The organism is Arthrobacter sp. P4_F11, from assembly GCF_056401395.1.
In genome coordinates this window covers 202,805-218,653 of the sequence record NZ_JBFUJK010000005.1, presented here as the reverse complement: position 1 = coordinate 218,653, position 15,849 = coordinate 202,805, and the positions used below count along the sequence as shown (strand labels likewise).

14 protein-coding genes are annotated in these 15,849 nt (G+C 68.9%); 9 read left to right on the top strand and 5 right to left on the bottom strand.

What is annotated here, in order from left to right:
* Nucleotides 1-178 precede the first annotated feature (178 nt).
* Nucleotides 179-1,636, top strand: coding sequence for a benzaldehyde dehydrogenase (locus tag AC1DRO_RS08055; protein ID WP_476950451.1), 1,458 nt, complete (start codon nt 179-181; stop codon nt 1,634-1,636).
* A gap of 29 nt (nt 1,637-1,665) precedes the next feature.
* Here AC1DRO_RS08055 and AC1DRO_RS08050 read toward each other — a convergent pair whose 3' ends face one another.
* Together AC1DRO_RS08050 and AC1DRO_RS08045 are read right to left on the bottom strand one after the other, a co-directional pair.
* Nucleotides 1,666-2,358, bottom strand: coding sequence for a hypothetical protein (locus tag AC1DRO_RS08050; RefSeq protein WP_476950450.1), 693 nt, complete (start codon nt 2,356-2,358; stop codon nt 1,666-1,668).
* 34 nt (nt 2,359-2,392) lie between these two features.
* Nucleotides 2,393-3,808 (bottom strand): NAD(P)H-quinone dehydrogenase, encoded by a 1,416-nt coding sequence (locus AC1DRO_RS08045; RefSeq protein ID WP_476950449.1) that lies wholly within the window; start codon nt 3,806-3,808, stop codon nt 2,393-2,395.
* A gap of 108 nt (nt 3,809-3,916) precedes the next feature.
* On the opposite strand from AC1DRO_RS08045, the gene AC1DRO_RS08040 reads away from it, so the two are divergent.
* Nucleotides 3,917-4,735, top strand: a complete 819-nt coding sequence (locus AC1DRO_RS08040) for a purine-nucleoside phosphorylase (protein WP_476950448.1) — start codon at nt 3,917-3,919, stop codon at nt 4,733-4,735.
* 51 nt (nt 4,736-4,786) lie between these two features.
* On the opposite strand, the gene AC1DRO_RS08035 is transcribed toward AC1DRO_RS08040, so the two are convergent.
* A complete protein-coding gene (locus tag AC1DRO_RS08035) occupies nt 4,787-5,266 on the bottom strand; it encodes an RrF2 family transcriptional regulator (protein WP_028278356.1) in 480 nt (159 codons plus the stop codon).
* Between the two features lie 127 nt (nt 5,267-5,393).
* On the opposite strand from AC1DRO_RS08035, the gene AC1DRO_RS08030 reads away from it, so the two are divergent.
* Complete coding sequence (locus tag AC1DRO_RS08030; protein ID WP_476950447.1) at nt 5,394-7,133, top strand: phospho-sugar mutase; 1,740 nt, start codon at nt 5,394-5,396, stop codon at nt 7,131-7,133.
* On the opposite strand, the gene nirD is transcribed toward AC1DRO_RS08030, so the two are convergent.
* Nucleotides 7,130-7,510 (bottom strand): nitrite reductase small subunit NirD, encoded by a 381-nt coding sequence (gene nirD / locus AC1DRO_RS08025; RefSeq protein WP_476945623.1) that lies wholly within the window; start codon nt 7,508-7,510, stop codon nt 7,130-7,132. The two genes, AC1DRO_RS08030 and nirD, sit on opposite strands and share 4 nt — an antisense overlap.
* 256 nt (nt 7,511-7,766) lie before the next feature.
* On the opposite strand from nirD, the gene nirB reads away from it, so the two are divergent.
* The 6 genes from nirB (at nt 7,767) to AC1DRO_RS07995 (ending at nt 14,946) form a co-directional block, all read left to right on the top strand.
* Nucleotides 7,767-10,448: a nitrite reductase large subunit NirB gene (gene nirB, locus AC1DRO_RS08020; RefSeq protein ID WP_476950446.1), complete on the top strand. Its 2,682-nt coding sequence runs from the start codon at nt 7,767-7,769 to the stop codon at nt 10,446-10,448.
* A 2-nt stretch (nt 10,449-10,450) separates the two neighbouring features.
* Nucleotides 10,451-11,485, top strand: a complete 1,035-nt coding sequence (gene cobA, locus AC1DRO_RS08015; protein WP_476950445.1) for a uroporphyrinogen-III C-methyltransferase — start codon at nt 10,451-10,453, stop codon at nt 11,483-11,485.
* Between the two features lie 92 nt (nt 11,486-11,577).
* Complete coding sequence (locus AC1DRO_RS08010) at nt 11,578-12,732, top strand: uroporphyrinogen-III synthase (protein ID WP_476950481.1); 1,155 nt, start codon at nt 11,578-11,580, stop codon at nt 12,730-12,732.
* A gap of 184 nt (nt 12,733-12,916) precedes the next feature.
* Complete coding sequence (locus AC1DRO_RS08005; protein WP_476950444.1) at nt 12,917-13,816, top strand: FAD-dependent oxidoreductase; 900 nt, start codon at nt 12,917-12,919, stop codon at nt 13,814-13,816.
* Between the two features lie 160 nt (nt 13,817-13,976).
* Nucleotides 13,977-14,675 (top strand): deoxyribose-phosphate aldolase, encoded by a 699-nt coding sequence (deoC, locus tag AC1DRO_RS08000; protein WP_028278361.1) that lies wholly within the window; start codon nt 13,977-13,979, stop codon nt 14,673-14,675.
* A 52-nt stretch (nt 14,676-14,727) separates the two neighbouring features.
* Nucleotides 14,728-14,946, top strand: coding sequence for a hypothetical protein (locus tag AC1DRO_RS07995; protein ID WP_028278362.1), 219 nt, complete (start codon nt 14,728-14,730; stop codon nt 14,944-14,946).
* A gap of 71 nt (nt 14,947-15,017) precedes the next feature.
* Here the strand turns inward: AC1DRO_RS07995 and AC1DRO_RS07990 are convergent, their stop codons facing one another.
* Nucleotides 15,018-15,848, bottom strand: a complete 831-nt coding sequence (locus AC1DRO_RS07990; RefSeq protein ID WP_018774647.1) for a metal-dependent hydrolase — start codon at nt 15,846-15,848, stop codon at nt 15,018-15,020.
* Between the last annotated feature and the right edge of the window lies 1 nt (nt 15,849).

Genomic DNA, 15,849 nt, shown 5'->3' with positions numbered 1-15,849 from the left:
GACCTCGCCCGGCTGTGACGCACTACGGCCGAAGGTCCCGCGGGCGGCAACGCACGGCCCTCTTGACGCCCGCACTCTTGACGGCGGCGGCCTACCGACATGAGATGGACGAAGGCCCGGTCCGGTTCTGATTCGACCGGCCGGTACACAAGCAGAACCCTCGATGAAAGGACGCAACATGTCCCTGCTCGACTCCGCCCTCTGGGACGGCAGGATCTACCTCAGCGGCTGGCGGCCCGGGCGCGGCGGGACCGGTGACGCCGTCGAACCAGCCACCGGAGAAACGCTGGGCCGCTATGGCGTGGCCTCCGCGGAGGACGTCCGCGAGGCCGCCGCGGTAGCCGCGAAAGCGCAGAAGGACTGGGCCGCCCGCAACCCGGAAGACCGCGCCGCCGTGCTCCGCCGCGCGGGACAACTCTGGGAGGAACACTCGGCGGAAATCCAGGCCTGGATCGTCCGCGAATCCGGCGGCATCCCGCCCAAAGCGGGGCTGGAAACCCACATCGCGGCCAACGAATGCTACGACGCCTCCGCCCTGCCCTCGCTCCCGGCTGGCGACGTGCTGACCTCAAACGAGAGCCGCTGGTCCTTCGCCCGGCGCCGGCCCGTCGGCGTCGTTTCGGTGATTGCACCCTTCAACTTCCCGCTGATCCTCTCCATCCGCGCAGTCGCCCCGGCGCTGGCCCTTGGCAACGCCGTCCTGCTCAAACCGGACCCGCGCACTGCGGTCTGTGGTGGCGTCACCTTGGTCCGGGTGTTCGAGGAGGCGGGTCTTCCGCCCGGCCTGCTCTCCCTGCTGCCCGGCGGCGCCGAGATCGGCTCGGCCGTCGTAGAGGCACCGGAGGTCAGCGTCATCGCCTTCACGGGGTCGACGGCGGCAGGGCGCAAAGTGGGCGAGGCGGCCGGCCGGCTGCTCAAGCGTGCCCACCTGGAACTCGGTGGGAACAACGCAATGATCGTGCTGCCCGGCGTCGACCTCCCCAAAGCTGTCTCCGCCGCCGCGTTTGGCTCCTTCATGCACCAGGGTCAGATCTGCATGGCGTGCGGGCGGCATATAGTGCACGAGGACATCTACGAGGACTACGTCAGCGCCCTGGCGGAAAAGGCCCGCCATCTACCGGTAGGCGACCCAAAGAGCGGAACAGTGGCGCTTGGCCCGGTGATCGACGAGAAGCAGCTCCACCGGGTGGACACGATCGTTCAGGACGCGGTGCAGGGCGGCGCGCGTCTGGCCGCCGGCGGCAGCCATGACGGCCGGTTCTACCAGCCCACCGTGCTCGCCGACCTCGACCTCGCCAGCCCGGCGTGGAAGGACGAGATCTTCGGCCCCGTCGCCCCGGTGATGAAGTTCTCCACCGTGGACGAGGCCGTTGCCCTGGCCAACGACAATGAATACGGGCTTTCGATAGGAATCCTCGGCGACGTCGGGATGGCCATGACGATCGCCGACCGGCTCGACTCCGGAAAGATCCATATCAACGAACAGACAGTGTCCGACGAGGCCAACTCGCCCTTCGGCGGGGTCAAGAACTCGGGCAACGGCTCGCGGATCGGCGGCCATCACGCCAACATCGAATCCTTCACGGAAATCCAGTGGCTGACCGTGCGGCCGGACATCGCGCCGTACCCGTTTTAGGCCGGGTAAATGCGGGAGTTCCCCCGTACTTAGGGCTCGAACAAGACCGAGCCGGTCATGAAGATGCCGCGCTGCGGGACCCAGAATTCCCCGAGCCGGTCCTGGACCGGCAGTGCCGACGTCTGTCCCAGGCTGTGCCCCTGCAGCTGCGCTTTGCTTTCGCGGACAAACCACATCTGCCGCGGGCGCGCCAAGAACGTTTGGCCGTTGGGCGCCGCGCCCGTCAGCCCGAGGTGCCCCGCCCCCAGCACCGGGCCGGCAACGGCCCCCATGGCGCGCAGGAACGTCCGGCTGCGCCACAGCCGCTCCGGAACGGCGCCGGACACCGCGGACATAAGCCGGGTCACCGGCGTCGCCGCCAGCGTCAAATCCCAGTTCAGGTCCACGCCGGCTCCGACTTCCACGCTAAAGGAATAGCCGTCACGCCACCGGATGGAGACCCGGCGAGTGGACGCCGAGCCGATGGCGCTGCCGAAGTAGCGGGGGCAGGAGGTCCCGGGGTCGGTGGTGCTGTGAATCGTCCAGACGCCGGCGGGGTCGCGGATCCAGACCGAAATGTAGCCAGGGCCGACGGACGATACCGGAAAATGCCGAAAAGCCAGGACGTAACCGGAGCTGAACGGAACGCCCATGACGGCGTAGCCGGCAAAGCGTTCCTCTGGACCCGGGGGCAGCGCACAGTTATGTTCCATCGGCTCAACAAGCGAACGGGGACTCTGCATGGCTCCGGCCTCCGGTTTTGCTACATGTGAACTGTTACATGTGGACGTGGAGCCGCCGGGCCGCTTCGGAGATCGAGCCGCTCAGGGACGGGTACACGGTGAAGGTGCTGGCGATGTCATCGACGTGCAGTTTCTGGGTCACGGCGATCGAGATCGCGAAGATGAGCTCGGAGGCGTTCGGGCCCACCACCACCCCGCCGATCACGGTGCCGGAGCCCTTGCGGGCGAAGATCTTGATGAAACCATCGCGGTGGTTGCGCATCTTGGCGCGCGCGTTGCTGCGCAGGGACAGTTTGATGACGTCGGCCTGGTACTTGCCCGAATCAATCTCGGCCTCGGAGACGCCCACGTTCGCAATCTCGGGCGAGGTGAAGATGTTGGACGCCACCTGATGCAGCTTAAGGGGCATGACACTGTCGCCCAGGAAGTGCGCGATCGCGATCCGGCCCTGCATCGCGGCCACGGAGGCCAAGGCCAGGACTCCGGTGCAGTCGCCCGCGGCGTAGATGTTCGGCGCAGTGGTGCGCGAGACGCCGTCGACCTTGATGTGGCCGCTCTCGGTCAGCGCGACGCCGGCTTCCTCCAGGCCGATGCCGGCCGTGTTGGGGATGGAGCCGACGCAGACCAGGCAGTGGCTGCCGGTCACTTTCGAACCGTCGCCGAGGGTGACCACGACGCCGTCGTCCGTGCGCTCGACGGTCTCGGCGCGGGCGCGGGAGAGGACCTTGAGCCCGCGGCGTTCGAAGACGCCCTCGAGGACCTCGGCGGCGTCGGTGTCCGAGCCCGGCAGCACGCGGTCGCGGCTGGAAATCAGGGTGACCTTGGAACCCAGGCCGTTGTAGGCCGAGGCGAATTCGGCGCCCGTGACGCCGGAACCCACCACGATCAGCTCTTCGGGGAGCACGTCCATGTTGTAGATCTGGGCCCAGTTGAGGATGCGCTCACCGTCCGGGCGGGCGGTGGGCAGCTCGCGCGGGTGGGCTCCGACCGCGAGCAGGATGGTGTCGGCTTCCACCGTTTCGGTACCGTCGGCGGTCAGGACCTCGATGGTGTGGTTGTCCAGCAACCGGCCGGAACCGATCAGGATGCGGACGTTCTGGTGTTCCAGCCCGGACTGGATGTCCTCCGACTGCTTCCGGGCCAGCCGCAGCAGGCGGTCGTTGATGTGCTTGAGGTCAGCGCGCATCGTCGGGCTGCAGTCGCCGCCGTCGAGGTCGAACTTAACGCCGAGCTCGCCGGCCTCGCCGACGCGGGTCATCAGGTCCGCCGTCGCAATCAGGGTTTTGGAGGGCACGACGTCGGTCAGCACCGCGGATCCGCCGAGGCCGGCACGTTCGATGATGGTGACCTGCGCCCCCAGCGAGGCGGCGACCATGGCGGCCTCGTAGCCGCCAGGCCCTCCGCCGAGAATTGCGATACGGGGTGAGCTGAAGTCAGGATGCGTAGTCACAATCAACCATTGTCCACCATCCGAACCGGAGCCACCAAGAATCCGGGCCGCACGCTGGTCCGGCCGCGCATGCTGGGCAGCGGGCCCGGCACGCGATAGCTTGTACCAGTGAGCTATACAGAATTCCTGAACGCGGACCCCTTCGACGCCGCGCGAGACGCCGCCGCCTACATCGCCGAAGAGACGGGTGTCGATTCCCATGACGTCGCGCTGGTCCTCGGATCGGGCTGGGGCGACGCCGCCGAGCTCATCGGCGAGACCACCGCCACTTTGTCCGCCGGCGAAATCCCCGGCTTCTCCGCACCGTCCGTGGTGGGGCATGTGGGCACCATCCGCTCGGTCCTGACCAAAGAGGGCAAGCGGGCCCTGGTCCTGGGTGCACGCACCCACTACTACGAGGGCAAGGGCGTCCGCGCCGTGGTGCACGGCGTGCGCACTGCCGCCGCGGCCGGCTGCAAGACCCTCGTGCTGACCAACGGCTGCGGCGGGCTCAACGAGAACTGGACGCCCGGCACGCCGGTGCTCATCAGCGACCACATCAACCTCACCGCTACCTCACCGCTGGAAGGGGCAACGTTCGTGGACCTGACGGACCTGTACTCCTCCCGGATCCGCGGGCTGGCCCGCGAGGTGGACCCGTCGCTGGACGAGGGCGTCTACGCCCAGTTCACCGGCCCGCACTATGAGACGCCCGCCGAGGTGCAGTACGCCAAACGGATCGGCGCCGACCTGGTGGGCATGTCCACGGCGCTTGAGGCGATCGCCGGCCGTCACGCCGGCATGGAGGTCTTCGGCATCTCGCTGGTGACCAACCTCGCCGCCGGGATCAGCCCCGTGCCGCTCAGCCACGGGGAAGTCCTTGAGGCCGGCGAGGCCGCCGGCCCGCGGATTTCCAAGCTGCTGGCAGACATCATCGCCAAGCTCTGATCCTGGTTCTGGGCTAGGCCCCGCAACAGGTCCTGGAACACCCGGCCGCGGTTATTCCGCAGCCAGGTAGTCCAGGACCTTTGCCTTGTCCGCCGGGAACCGCCGCTCCATCGAGTCCGCGATCCCGGCGATGCTCTGGCGCGCCAGCGCCTGCCGCCAGGCGAGTTCGGCCTGGCGCATGGTCTGGGAAATCAGGCACGTCCGCGCGAAGTTCTCCTGCCGGTCCGGTTCCGGAACATTTCCGAGGATCGCCTCGCACCGGAACGCCGGGTCCTGGCCCTCGAGCGCCAGCACGATGTCCAGCACGGTGATGTTTTCGGGCCGGCGTGCCAAGAGAAAGCCGCCGCGGGGACCCGACACCGAGTCCAGGACGCCGGCCCGGACCAGCGACTGAAACTGCTTGTTGAGATAGGCCGCCGGGAGTTTGTAGAACTCCGCCAGCCGGGCGCTGTTCACCGGCTCACCGGGCGGTGTCCAGGCCATGTTGACGCAACTGTGCACGGCCCATTCGACACCACGGCCCATCTTCATATTCCAGACGTTACGTGTCCGGAAATTTGGGTGTCAAGGTCCCGCGAAAGGCCGCGAGATCGAACTGAAACCCGAACTCTCGATTGTCTGGGCAGGAATCGCCCACGATTGGCGATAGTTTGGTTCCATGACGTCTTCTGATGCCGAACTCGCCCGCCTCCTGAGCGATGCCCGCGATTGGGCAAGCCAGGACCCGGACCCCGCCACCGCCGCCGCCCTCTCCGAACTGGTCCGCCTCACCGACGGGGGCGTCGCCGCGGCCCGCCAGGAACTGGCCGACAGCTTCAGCGGCACCCTGCAGTTCGGCACCGCTGGACTGCGGGCAGCCCTCGGCCCGGGTCCGAACCGGATGAACCGCGTGGTGGTCCGCCGCGCCGCCGCCGGCTTCACCGCCTTCCTCACCAACGCGGTCGGGCAAGCCTCCCCCGGCACCCGGCCGCGCGCCGTCGTCGGCTATGACGCCCGTTACAACTCCGACATTTTCGCCGAGGAAACAGCGGCGATCCTCACCGCGGCGGGGGTTGAGACCTTCCTGATGCCGGCAGCGCTGCCCACTCCGCTGCTCGCCTACGCGGTGCGGGCGCTGGACTGCGACGGCGGCGTCATGGTTACCGCCAGCCACAACCCGCCGCAGGACAACGGCTACAAGGTGTACCTCGGCCGTCACGCGGTGGAGGAAAGCGGGCGCGGCGCCCAGATCGTGGCACCCTACGACGCCCTGATAGCGGCGAAGATCGACGCCGTCGGCGCCCTGGACTCGATCGTTCTGGCCGCGGACGGGTGGACCGTGTTGGAGCCCTCGATCGCGGCCGACTACCAGCGCGCCGTCGCGGCCCTGGCAGTCCCTGCGCACTTCCCGGCCCGCGGGCTGAAGATCGTCCTGACCCCCATGCACGGTGTGGGCGGGGAAACGGCCGTCGCGGTGCTGAACGCCGCCGGATTCGACGATGTCACGCTCGTCACCGAGCAGGCGCAGCCAGATCCGGACTTCCCCACGGTGAACTTCCCGAACCCGGAGGAGCCCGGGGCGCTGGATCTTGCCCTCGAGGCGGCGACGCGGGAGGACGCCGACATCGTGATCGCCAACGATCCCGACGCCGACCGGGCAGCGGTGGCGGCGAAGGATCCTGATACCGGCGCGTGGCGCATGCTGCGCGGCGACGAGGTAGGCGCATTGCTCGGTGCCCACGTCGTGGCGCGGCAGGCCGCCAGTGGCGAAGCACCGGCCGGCGTGTTCGCCAACTCGATCGTGTCCTCCCGGCTGCTGGCGCGGATCGCGGCCGCGGCAGGCTACGCGCACGAGGAAACCCTGACTGGTTTCAAGTGGATTGCCCGGGTGCCGGGGCTGGTCTACGGCTACGAGGAGGCGCTGGGCTACTGTGTTGCCCCGTCGCTGGTGCGCGACAAGGACGGCATTTCGGCCGCGGTCCTCATTGCCGAACTCGCGGCGGCCGCAAAGGCCGGGGGCAAGACGATCTTTGACACCCTGGACGAGCTGTACCTGGTGCACGGGCTGCACGCGAGCGACCAGCTCAGCATCCGGGTGGCGGACCTCGGCCTGCTGGACGCGATGATGAACCGGCTGCGCGTGAGCCCGCCGGAATCGTTCGGCGGTTCCGGCGTCGAGGCCGTCACGGACCTTGCCGAGGGCAGCGAACTCCTCCCGCCCACCGAGGGCCTGCTGTACCTGACCCGGGACCTCAGCCGTGTGATCATCCGTCCCAGCGGCACGGAACCGAAGCTCAAGTGCTACCTGGAAGTCATCCGCAGTGTCGGCTCGGCCGCCGAGCTTCCGGCAGCCCGGGACGAGGCCCGCACGGCCCTGGACGGCGTCCTTGCGGACGTCCGCGAGGCACTGGGCCTCTAGAGCTGCACCTCAATGTACCCGCCCACAATCCGGGTACCGAAGGTAGCGAGGCGGAGTTCCGGGCTGCCGAGGCATTCTCCGGTGCCGAGGTCGTAGACCTCCTTGTGCAACGGCGATGCCACCGTGGGCCGGTCCCCGCGGGACCCGGTGATGCCGCGTGCCATGACGTTCGCCCCGGTGGCCGGGTCCTCCTGCGCGACGGCGAAAACCTCACCGGACAGGGTGCGGAACACGGCCACCTGGCGGCCCGCAATCAGTGCCGCCTCGCCCCAGGCGGGTTCCAGGTCCGCCACGGCGCACACCCGGTGCCAGCCGGCTGCGGCTCCAGTAATTTGGTCCTCAACGTCGTGTACGGCGGTTTCAAGTACGGCGGTCATCCCGGCCCCTCTCTGATACATCCCTTATGGGCTCAACCGCTGCTGCGGCCACATATTCAAGCTAGGCGCGCGGTGTTTCATCCGGACGCGCCGGATGTGTCCGGCGCGTAAAAGAGAGCTCACACGGCGGGAAATGCATTCGTGATGCAGAAGTTAAGATCACGAAACATAAGGGAAACTGAAGCGAAATTACGGTTGCCTAGTCTGGGACGACAAGCTGCAGAGCACCGTCTGCGGCCCATGCGAAAGGCCCACCGTGACCGGACACCCCTCAAGCCACCCGAACCAGGGCGCAACCAGCGCCGCCCCGCGCCGTATTGTGGTGGCCGGCGGCGGCCCCGCGGCGCACCGGTTCGCCGATGCCATGCACGCCCGCGGACTCGATGGCTGGCACGTTACCGTCCTCACCGAGGAAGCCCACCTCCCCTATGACCGCGTCGCGCTGAGCAAGGCACTCACCGACAGCGACGTCGACCTCACCCTGGGCAGCGCTTCCATGTGGGACCACACGGCCCTGAACCTCAAGACCGGCGAGCGCGTCACCAGCATCGACGCCGCCGGCAAGTCCGTCCAGACCGCGGCGGGAACCGTCTATCCGTATGACGAGCTGGTGGTCGCGACGGGCTCGGACGCTGCCCGTCTGCCCATCCCGGGCGCCGAACTCACCCATGTGTACCGCACCCTTGAGGACGTCTGGTCCATCAACAAGGCCATCGCGGACCTCACCGCGAAGCTGGGCCGGAAGGTCAACGCGGTCACCATCGGCGGCGGTCTGCTGGGTCTGGAATCAGCCGCCGGCACCGAACAGCTCGGCGCCACTCCGATCGTCATCAACGGCTCGCCGTGGCTCATGAACACCCAGCTGGACGAGGGTGCCGGGCAGGCGCTCGGCCGGCTGATCGAGGCCAAGGGCTTCACCGTCCACGGCGGGGTGTTCCCCTCCGAGGTCCTCTCCGACGACGACGGCCAGGTCACCGGCGTCCTCATGGCCGACGGCCGGATCATCGACGCCGACATCGTGATCGTCGCGATCGGCGTGCGGCCCCGCGACGAGCTGTTCCGGGCCGCAGAGGGCGCACCGCAGCAGTTCCAGCTCGGCCAGCGCGGCGGCGTCGTCATCTCCGACGACTGCTCAACGGAGGTTCCCGGCATCTGGGCAATCGGCGAGGTCGCCAACTTCGGCGGCATGTGCCTGGGCCTCGTGGCCCCGGCCAACACGATGGCCGAAATCGTCGCCGACCGGCTGCACGGCGGCGACGCGACCTTCCCCGGCTTCGACACCGCCACCAAGCTCAAGCTCTCCGGCGTCGACGTCGCCAGCTTCGGTGACGCTTTCGCCCGCACCGAACACGCGCTCGAGATCGTCTACGCCGACCCCGCCCGCGGCGTCTACCAGAAGATCGTCACCACCGACGATGCCAAGACCCTGCTCGGCGGCATCTTCGTCGGCGACGCCTCGCCCTACACCTCCCTGCGCCCCATGCTGGGCCGCGAACTGGCCGCCGAACCCGGCGCCTACCTCACCGCGGCCGGCGGCGGCGACGCCCCGGAGACGGAACTGCCGGATGACGCCATCCTGTGTTCCTGCAACAACGTCTCGGCCGGAACCATCCGTGACACCGTCAACGGCTGCGGGGCCTGCGACGGCAACGCGCCGGTCCGGGAACTCGGCGAGCTCAAGGGCTGCACCCGCGCCGGCACCAGCTGCGGTTCCTGCGTGCCGATGCTCAAGAAGCTGCTCGAAACCGAACTGACCAAGTCCGGCGTCGAGGTCTCCAAGGCCCTGTGCGAACACATCGAGCTCTCCCGCCAGGAACTCTTCGACGCCATCCGGGTCCTGGAGCTGACCTCCTTCGAGGAGATCATGGCCAAGTACGGCACCGGCGCCGGCTGCGATATCTGCAAGCCGACCATCGCCAACATCCTCGCCAGCCAGAACAGCGCCTACGTCCTGGACGCCGGCCGCGGCACCCTGCAGGACACCAACGACCGCGCCCTGGCCAACATGCAGAAGGACGGCACCTACTCGGTGGTCCCGCGGATCGCCGGCGGCGAGATCACCCCGAAGAAACTCGGCGTGATCGCCGCTGTCGCCGAGCAGTACGGCCTCTACACCAAGATCACCGGCGGGCAGCGGATCGACATGTTCGGCGCCCGGCTGGAGCAGCTGCCCGAAATCTGGAAGGTCCTGGTCGATGCCGGCTTCGAATCCGGCCAGGCCTACGGCAAGAGCCTGCGCACGGTGAAGTCCTGCGTCGGCTCCACCTGGTGCCGCTTCGGGGTCCAGGATTCGGTGGCCATGGCCATCGCGCTCGAGCTGCGCTACCGCGGCCTCCGCAGCCCGCACAAACTGAAGATGGGCGTCTCCGGCTGCGCCCGCGAATGTGCGGAAGCCCGGGGCAAGGACGTCGGCGTCATCGCCACCGCCGACGGCTGGAACCTGTACGTCGGCGGCAACGGCGGCGCCACCCCGGCGCACGCCCAGCTGCTGGCCAAGGACCTCGACGACGAAACCCTGATCAGGTACATCGACCGCTACTTCATGTACTACATCCGCACGGCCGACCGGCTGCAGCGCACCGCGCGCTGGCAGGAAGAGCTCGACGGCGGCATCAAGCACGTCGAGGACGTGGTGGTGCACGACACTCTGGGCATTGCCGCGGACCTCGAAGCCGCCATGGCCAAGCACGTTGACACGTACGTCGACGAATGGGCCGACACCCTGAAGGATCCCGAGCGCCTGCGCCGCTTCCGCTCCTTCGTCAACGCCCCGGACCAGAAAGACGATTCGATCACCTTCGTCTCCGACGAGCGCGGCCAGATGCGCCCCGCGACTGCGGAGGAGAAGGCGCGGGCCGGGCAGCAGCCGGTCCTGATCGGGGCTTCCATTCCGGTCCGAGCCACCACCCCGGGACAGCCTGACGAGAACGAGGTATAGCCATGCAGCTCACCATTGACCTCACCGGACGCGAAGTCCTGGTCACGGGCGCGGACCACGCCGCACGTCAGGCCGTGCGGCGCTATGAGGCGGCCGGCGCCGTCGTGCTCCGCCTCAGCACCCCGCAGGGCACCGGCATTGACGGCCCGCTGCCCGAGCGCCCGTTCCTGGTGGCGGCGGTCGACGACGGCCAGCCGGGCTGGGAGGCCCTCCTGGGCCGGTGCCGCGCCACCGGCATCCCGGTCGCGGCCGAGCCCCCGGCCGGCCCGGCGGGCCACGTCACGTTAGTCGGCGGCGGACCCGGGACCACCGAGCTGCTCACGGTCGCCGCCGTCGCCGCCCTGCGCGATGCCGACGTCGTCTTCTACGACCGGCTCGCCCCGTACCAGGACCTGCCGTCCCTGACCTCGGCTGAGCTCGTGGATGTGGGCAAGAAGCCCGGCCACCACAAGGTCAGCCAGGCCGACATCGAAAAGCTCATGGTGGAAAGCGCGCTGGCCGGCAACAACGTGGTCCGCCTCAAGGGCGGGGACCCCTATGTGTTCGGCCGCGGCGGCGAGGAAGTCGCGTCCTGCGTCGCGGCCGGGGTTCCGGTCCGCGTCATCTCCGGAGTCACCAGCGCCATCTCGGTTCCGGCCGCCGCCGGCATCCCGGTCACGCACCGCGAAGTCAGCCACATGTTCACCGTGGTCTCCGGCCATGCCCCGCTGACCGAGAACGAACTGACGCACCTCGCCGGGCTCGGCGGAACCATTGTGGTCCTGATGGGCATCGGCACCCTGCACCACCTCGCAGCCGGACTCCGCCGGGCCGGAATGCGGGCCGACATGCCGATGGCTGTCGTCGAACGCGGCTACCGCCCCGGCCAGCGCACCACGATCGCCGAGCTGGGCACCATCACCTCCGCAGCCGCTGGCTGCAGCAACCCCGCCGTCCTGGTGATCGGGGACGTTGTCCGGGTGGCCGAAGCCAACCGGGGCTGTGCCGGGGCCACGGCAGAGCTCGACCGTCTGGCCGCATCACTGATGGAGGCGTAAGGATTCCCATGAGCGCATTGAACGCCGTCGCCGCAGCCCTCCCGGAGCCCGGCGCACCGTTGTCCCCCTTGAACCCCGTCCTAGCCTCCGCACTGACCGCCGGCGGCCCCGCCGGCGCCCCCGCGCCGGAACCCGCCGAGGACGCGACCGACCGGGACCTCCCCCTGGACGGCTTCCGGATCGGCGTCACCTCGCACCGCCGTTCGCAGGACCTCATTGAGGCCCTGGAACGCCGCGGTGCCGAGGTGCTTCACGCCCCGGCACTGAAAATCGCCCCGGTCCGGGAGGACCAGAGCCTGATCGAGGACACCCGGGCGATCATCGCCGCCCGGCCCGATCTTTGCATCGCGACCACCGCCTACGGCATGCGCCGCTGGTGCGAGGCCGCGGACACGTTTGGCATTGGCGACCAGCTGTTGGAGACCCTCTCCGCCACCCGGATGTTCGTCCGCGGGCCCAAAGCCCGCGGCGCCGTGCGCGCCGCCGGGCTCGCCGACGTCGGAATCAGCAGCGACGAAACCACGTCCACGCTCGTGGACATGCTCCTGGCCGAGGGTGTGCGCGGCAAGACAGTCGCGGTGCAGCTGCACGGCTACACCGATGTCCGCCAGCTCGAGCGCCTGCGCATGTCCGGCGCCACCGTCCTGACGGTCACCCCGTACCGCTGGGTCAAGCCCGACGGCGCCGACCGGCTGCCCAAGCTGATCGAAGCCGTGTGCAGCGGCAACCTGGATGTCCTGACCTTCACCAGCGCGCCTGCCGTGGACGCCATGTGGAGCACGGCCCACGAGATGGGCGTTTACAAACAGCTCGTGGAGAGCCTGAAGACCACTGTGGCGACCGCCGTCGTCGGGCCCATCACGGCGCAGCCGCTGCTCGATGCCGGGCTGCACCCGCTGATCCCGGAACGGTTCCGGATGGGCGCCCTGATCCGGCTGGTCTGCGAGCACCTCGCGCTCAACCACGTCCGCCGGCTCGACACCGTTTCCGGCAGGGTGGAGCTGCGCGGCCGCTCGCTGCGCATCAACGGCGAGCCGGTCGAGATGGCGCCCGCACCGCTGTTGCTGCTGCGCGCGCTCATCGGCGCCGGCGGGGCTGTGCTCTCCCGCGAGGCGCTCTCGGACCTGCTGGAGCTGCGCGGTTCCGTGCATGCCCTGGACATGACCGTCAGCCGGCTGCGGTCCGCGCTGCCGGACACCCGGCTGGTGGAAACCGTGGTGAAACGCGGCTACCGGATCAGGGTCTAACCCAACGCGGAGTGCCGGCCTTCGCGACGGTGTGACCCACGGCATTACCGGCCGGTAAATACTGGCGAACGGGCAGGGCAGAAGCGGCAACACCCGGGAAACACCCCGGAAAAATCGGACGCCTACGCTGGGGTTCATCAAGCACACCGGCCACACGATGGCCACCCAGCGAAAGGGCCAGCACATGTCCGCTCCGGAAATGTCTCCCATCTCCACTTCTTCCCTGACAGGCGCTTCGGCTGCCGCCTCCACCACGGCCGCCCGGCCCAGGATCGTCATCGCCGGCGCCGGCCGGGCCGCCCAGGCGCTCGTCCGGCAGCTCACCCGGACCCCGTTCGCCGGCGCCATCACGGTCCTCAGCAACCGGGACGACGCCCCCGAGGAATTGCTGGAGCTCGCCGTCCTGCCCCAGGTATCCGTTCGCTTCGGCCAGCCGGCCAGCTATGTCGACGCGGAAAACCGCCGCGTGACCACCGCCGACGGCATGGAGTTCGACTACGACGAGCTCGTCGTCGCCACCGGGTCCGCCCCCGCCGAGGCACCGGTGGAAGGTGCCGCCCGCTGCCTGAGCTATTCCACGATCGACGACGCCGCCGGGCTGGGCGAGGCCGTCAAGGACGTCACCCGGGTCCTGGGCCGCCGCCCCCTGGGCATCCTGGTCGGCACGGGTTCGGCCGCCGGCCAGGCGGAGGCCGTGCTCCGGTCCCGCGGCGTCCGCCCGGTCCGCACGACCGTGCGTCCCGCCGCCGTGGTTCCCACCGCCGCCGGGTCCGCCCTGCCTGCGTCGGGCATCGTCTTCGAGGACGGCTCCAGCATGAACGGTGACCTCGTGATCCTCGCCGAGGAGCGCATCGCCCGCGACGAGCTGGCCGCCACGGCCGGGCTCGCCACCGCTGCCGGCGGCGGGATCGTCATCGGCCAGGACTTCCGCACCTCCGTGCCGGGCATCTGGGCGATCGGTGACGCGGCAGCCTACGACGGCGTCCGGCTGGGGCTGCTCGTGGCCTCCGGTTCCGCGGCGTCGGTGTGCGCTTCCCAGTTGCTTCAGGCCGCCATGGGCCGGCCCCTGGCGGCCGCCGCCTGACGTGCCCGGGAGGCCCGGCCGGGGGCATCCGCCGTGCACATTCCTATGGCAAGATGGTTCCCTGATAAGCCGCGCACCACGCGGCGCCGCCAGGGCCCGCAGGCCCACAAGGCCCGGGAAGGGACCGCCGCGTCCCAGGCCCGCCACGAAAGGGACCACCATGAGCCAAGAAGCCGCCACCGGGGGAACGCCCAACATCGCCTCCTACATCGACCACACCCTGCTCAAACCGGAGGCCAGCGAGGCGGAGATCCTCAAGGTCTGCGCCGAGGCGGCGGAGTACCACTTCAAGTCGGTCTGCGTGAACCCGGTCTGGGTCAAGACCGTCAAGAAAGCGCTCAAGGGATCCGGCGTCCTGACGTGCTCCGTGGTGGGATTCCCGCTGGGCGCCACGCCGAGCGACGTCAAGGCCTTCGAGGCCCGCGGCGCGGTCCTGGACGGTGCCGAAGAAGTGGACATGGTCATCAACATCGCCGCGGCCCGTGCCAATGACAAGGGCGCGCTGGTGGACGACATCGCCGCCGTCGCGGCCGCCGTGCACGAGGGCGGAGCCATCCTGAAGGTCATCATCGAAACGGCGCTGCTGGGCGATGACCAGAAGGTGCTCGCCTGCGAGGCCGCGGTGGAAGCCGGGGCGGACTTCGTGAAGACCTCCACGGGTTTTAACGGCGGCGGGGCCACTGCCGAGGACGTCGCTCTCATGCGCCGCACCGTCGGCCCGGACCTGGGTGTCAAGGCCTCCGGCGGCGTGCGTTCCCTGGCCGATGCTCAGGCTATGATTGCTGCAGGTGCAACACGTATTGGCGCCAGCTCCGGTATCGCGATCGTCAAGGGTGAACAGGGTTCGTCCGCGTACTGACCGTGCCGGCACCGCCCACAGTTTTGAGCCCCCCGGGGCCGAGGAGGAACGAATGTCCAGCAACACCACCCCGCAGACCGAGAACAGCCTCGGCTCGACCATCGTCATCTTTGCCGCGATGATGGTCCTGTTCCTCGGTGCGATCTACTCGCTGTCCTTCCTGACGCTGGAAAACACCTGGCCAATGGCCGTCTGCCTGATTCTCTTCGCCGCCGCGTTCTGGATCCCGCAGACCCTGCTGGGCCGCTCGGATTCGGCCGGCGAAAACTAGGCCACTCCTGACCCGTAAATGACAGAAGCTCCGGTTTATCCGGAGCTTCTGTCATTTAACCGGTGGCAGTCCTAGCCGGGCACCAGCGCGAACAGGCCTTTGACCAGCCCCGTGCCGAGCGCCAGGGCCGCGGGGAAGTGCGCTTTGGCCACCGCCAGGCCGGCGCCAAACATCCCCACCATGGCGTAGCCGCTCACCGGGATCAGGACGAACCATTCCCGCCGCGAACCCGCCCGGCCCAGCAGCGGAATGGAGAACGCCCCGTTGGCCCTCCAGATGTTCTTCAGCAGCGGCAATTTCCGCAGGACCTTGGGCGGCTTGATCACCAGGGGCCAGAGCAGCGGCACTCCCCCGGTGGTGATCATGTCCCCCACAATGTGCACCAGCACCCCGGTAAGCATCGAAACCGGCAGCCAGGTCCACTGGTGCGGCGCGAACCACGTCACGAGTCCGGCCATGAGCAGCCCGACGATCCAGTTGCTGATCCAGCCGAATTTCGGGAAGAGTTTCAGTGCCTTCGCGGCGATGTTGATCATGAACATGCACAACAGGCCAGCCCCGACGGACAGCAGACCCCACTGGGTCTGCACCTGCCACTGCCCGGCGATCGTGGCCAGCAGCACGAAGAACGCCGCGCCCAGCACCGAATGAGTGCCCTGCCGGTGGCCCCCGCTGGCGTTCTCAATGCCGCGCGCCACCAGGTTGGACAGCGGCGGCAGCGCGTGCGCCACCGTGCTGGCGCGGTGGTCCCAGTCGCAGACCAGCGCGGTCCCCGCCGTCGCCATCGCGCCGATCACGATTCCGGTGGGATCCAGCGGGTACCAGCCGAGCGCATACGGGCCGGTCGAGGCAATGGCTACCCACGCCGCGGCTCCCGACGCGGCGTGATGTCCTCCCATCATT

Bases quoted from the DNA above. Each gene is read 5' to 3' on its own strand.
- AC1DRO_RS08055 (WP_476950451.1), top strand. From the start codon at position 179: ATGTCCCTGCTCGACTCCGCCCTCTGGGACGGCAGGATCTACCTCAGC.
- AC1DRO_RS07990 (WP_018774647.1), bottom strand. From the start codon at position 15,848: ATGATGGGAGGACATCACGCCGCGTCGGGAGCCGCGGCGTGGGTAGCC.
- AC1DRO_RS07995 (WP_028278362.1), top strand. From the start codon at position 14,728: ATGTCCAGCAACACCACCCCGCAGACCGAGAACAGCCTCGGCTCGACC.
- AC1DRO_RS08035 (WP_028278356.1), bottom strand. From the start codon at position 5,266: ATGAAGATGGGCCGTGGTGTCGAATGGGCCGTGCACAGTTGCGTCAAC.
- nirD (WP_476945623.1), bottom strand. From the start codon at position 7,510: ATGACCGCCGTACTTGAAACCGCCGTACACGACGTTGAGGACCAAATT.
- AC1DRO_RS08030 (WP_476950447.1), top strand. From the start codon at position 5,394: ATGACGTCTTCTGATGCCGAACTCGCCCGCCTCCTGAGCGATGCCCGC.
- cobA (WP_476950445.1), top strand. From the start codon at position 10,451: ATGCAGCTCACCATTGACCTCACCGGACGCGAAGTCCTGGTCACGGGC.
- AC1DRO_RS08050 (WP_476950450.1), bottom strand. From the start codon at position 2,358: ATGCAGAGTCCCCGTTCGCTTGTTGAGCCGATGGAACATAACTGTGCG.
- deoC (WP_028278361.1), top strand. From the start codon at position 13,977: ATGAGCCAAGAAGCCGCCACCGGGGGAACGCCCAACATCGCCTCCTAC.
- AC1DRO_RS08005 (WP_476950444.1), top strand. From the start codon at position 12,917: ATGTCCGCTCCGGAAATGTCTCCCATCTCCACTTCTTCCCTGACAGGC.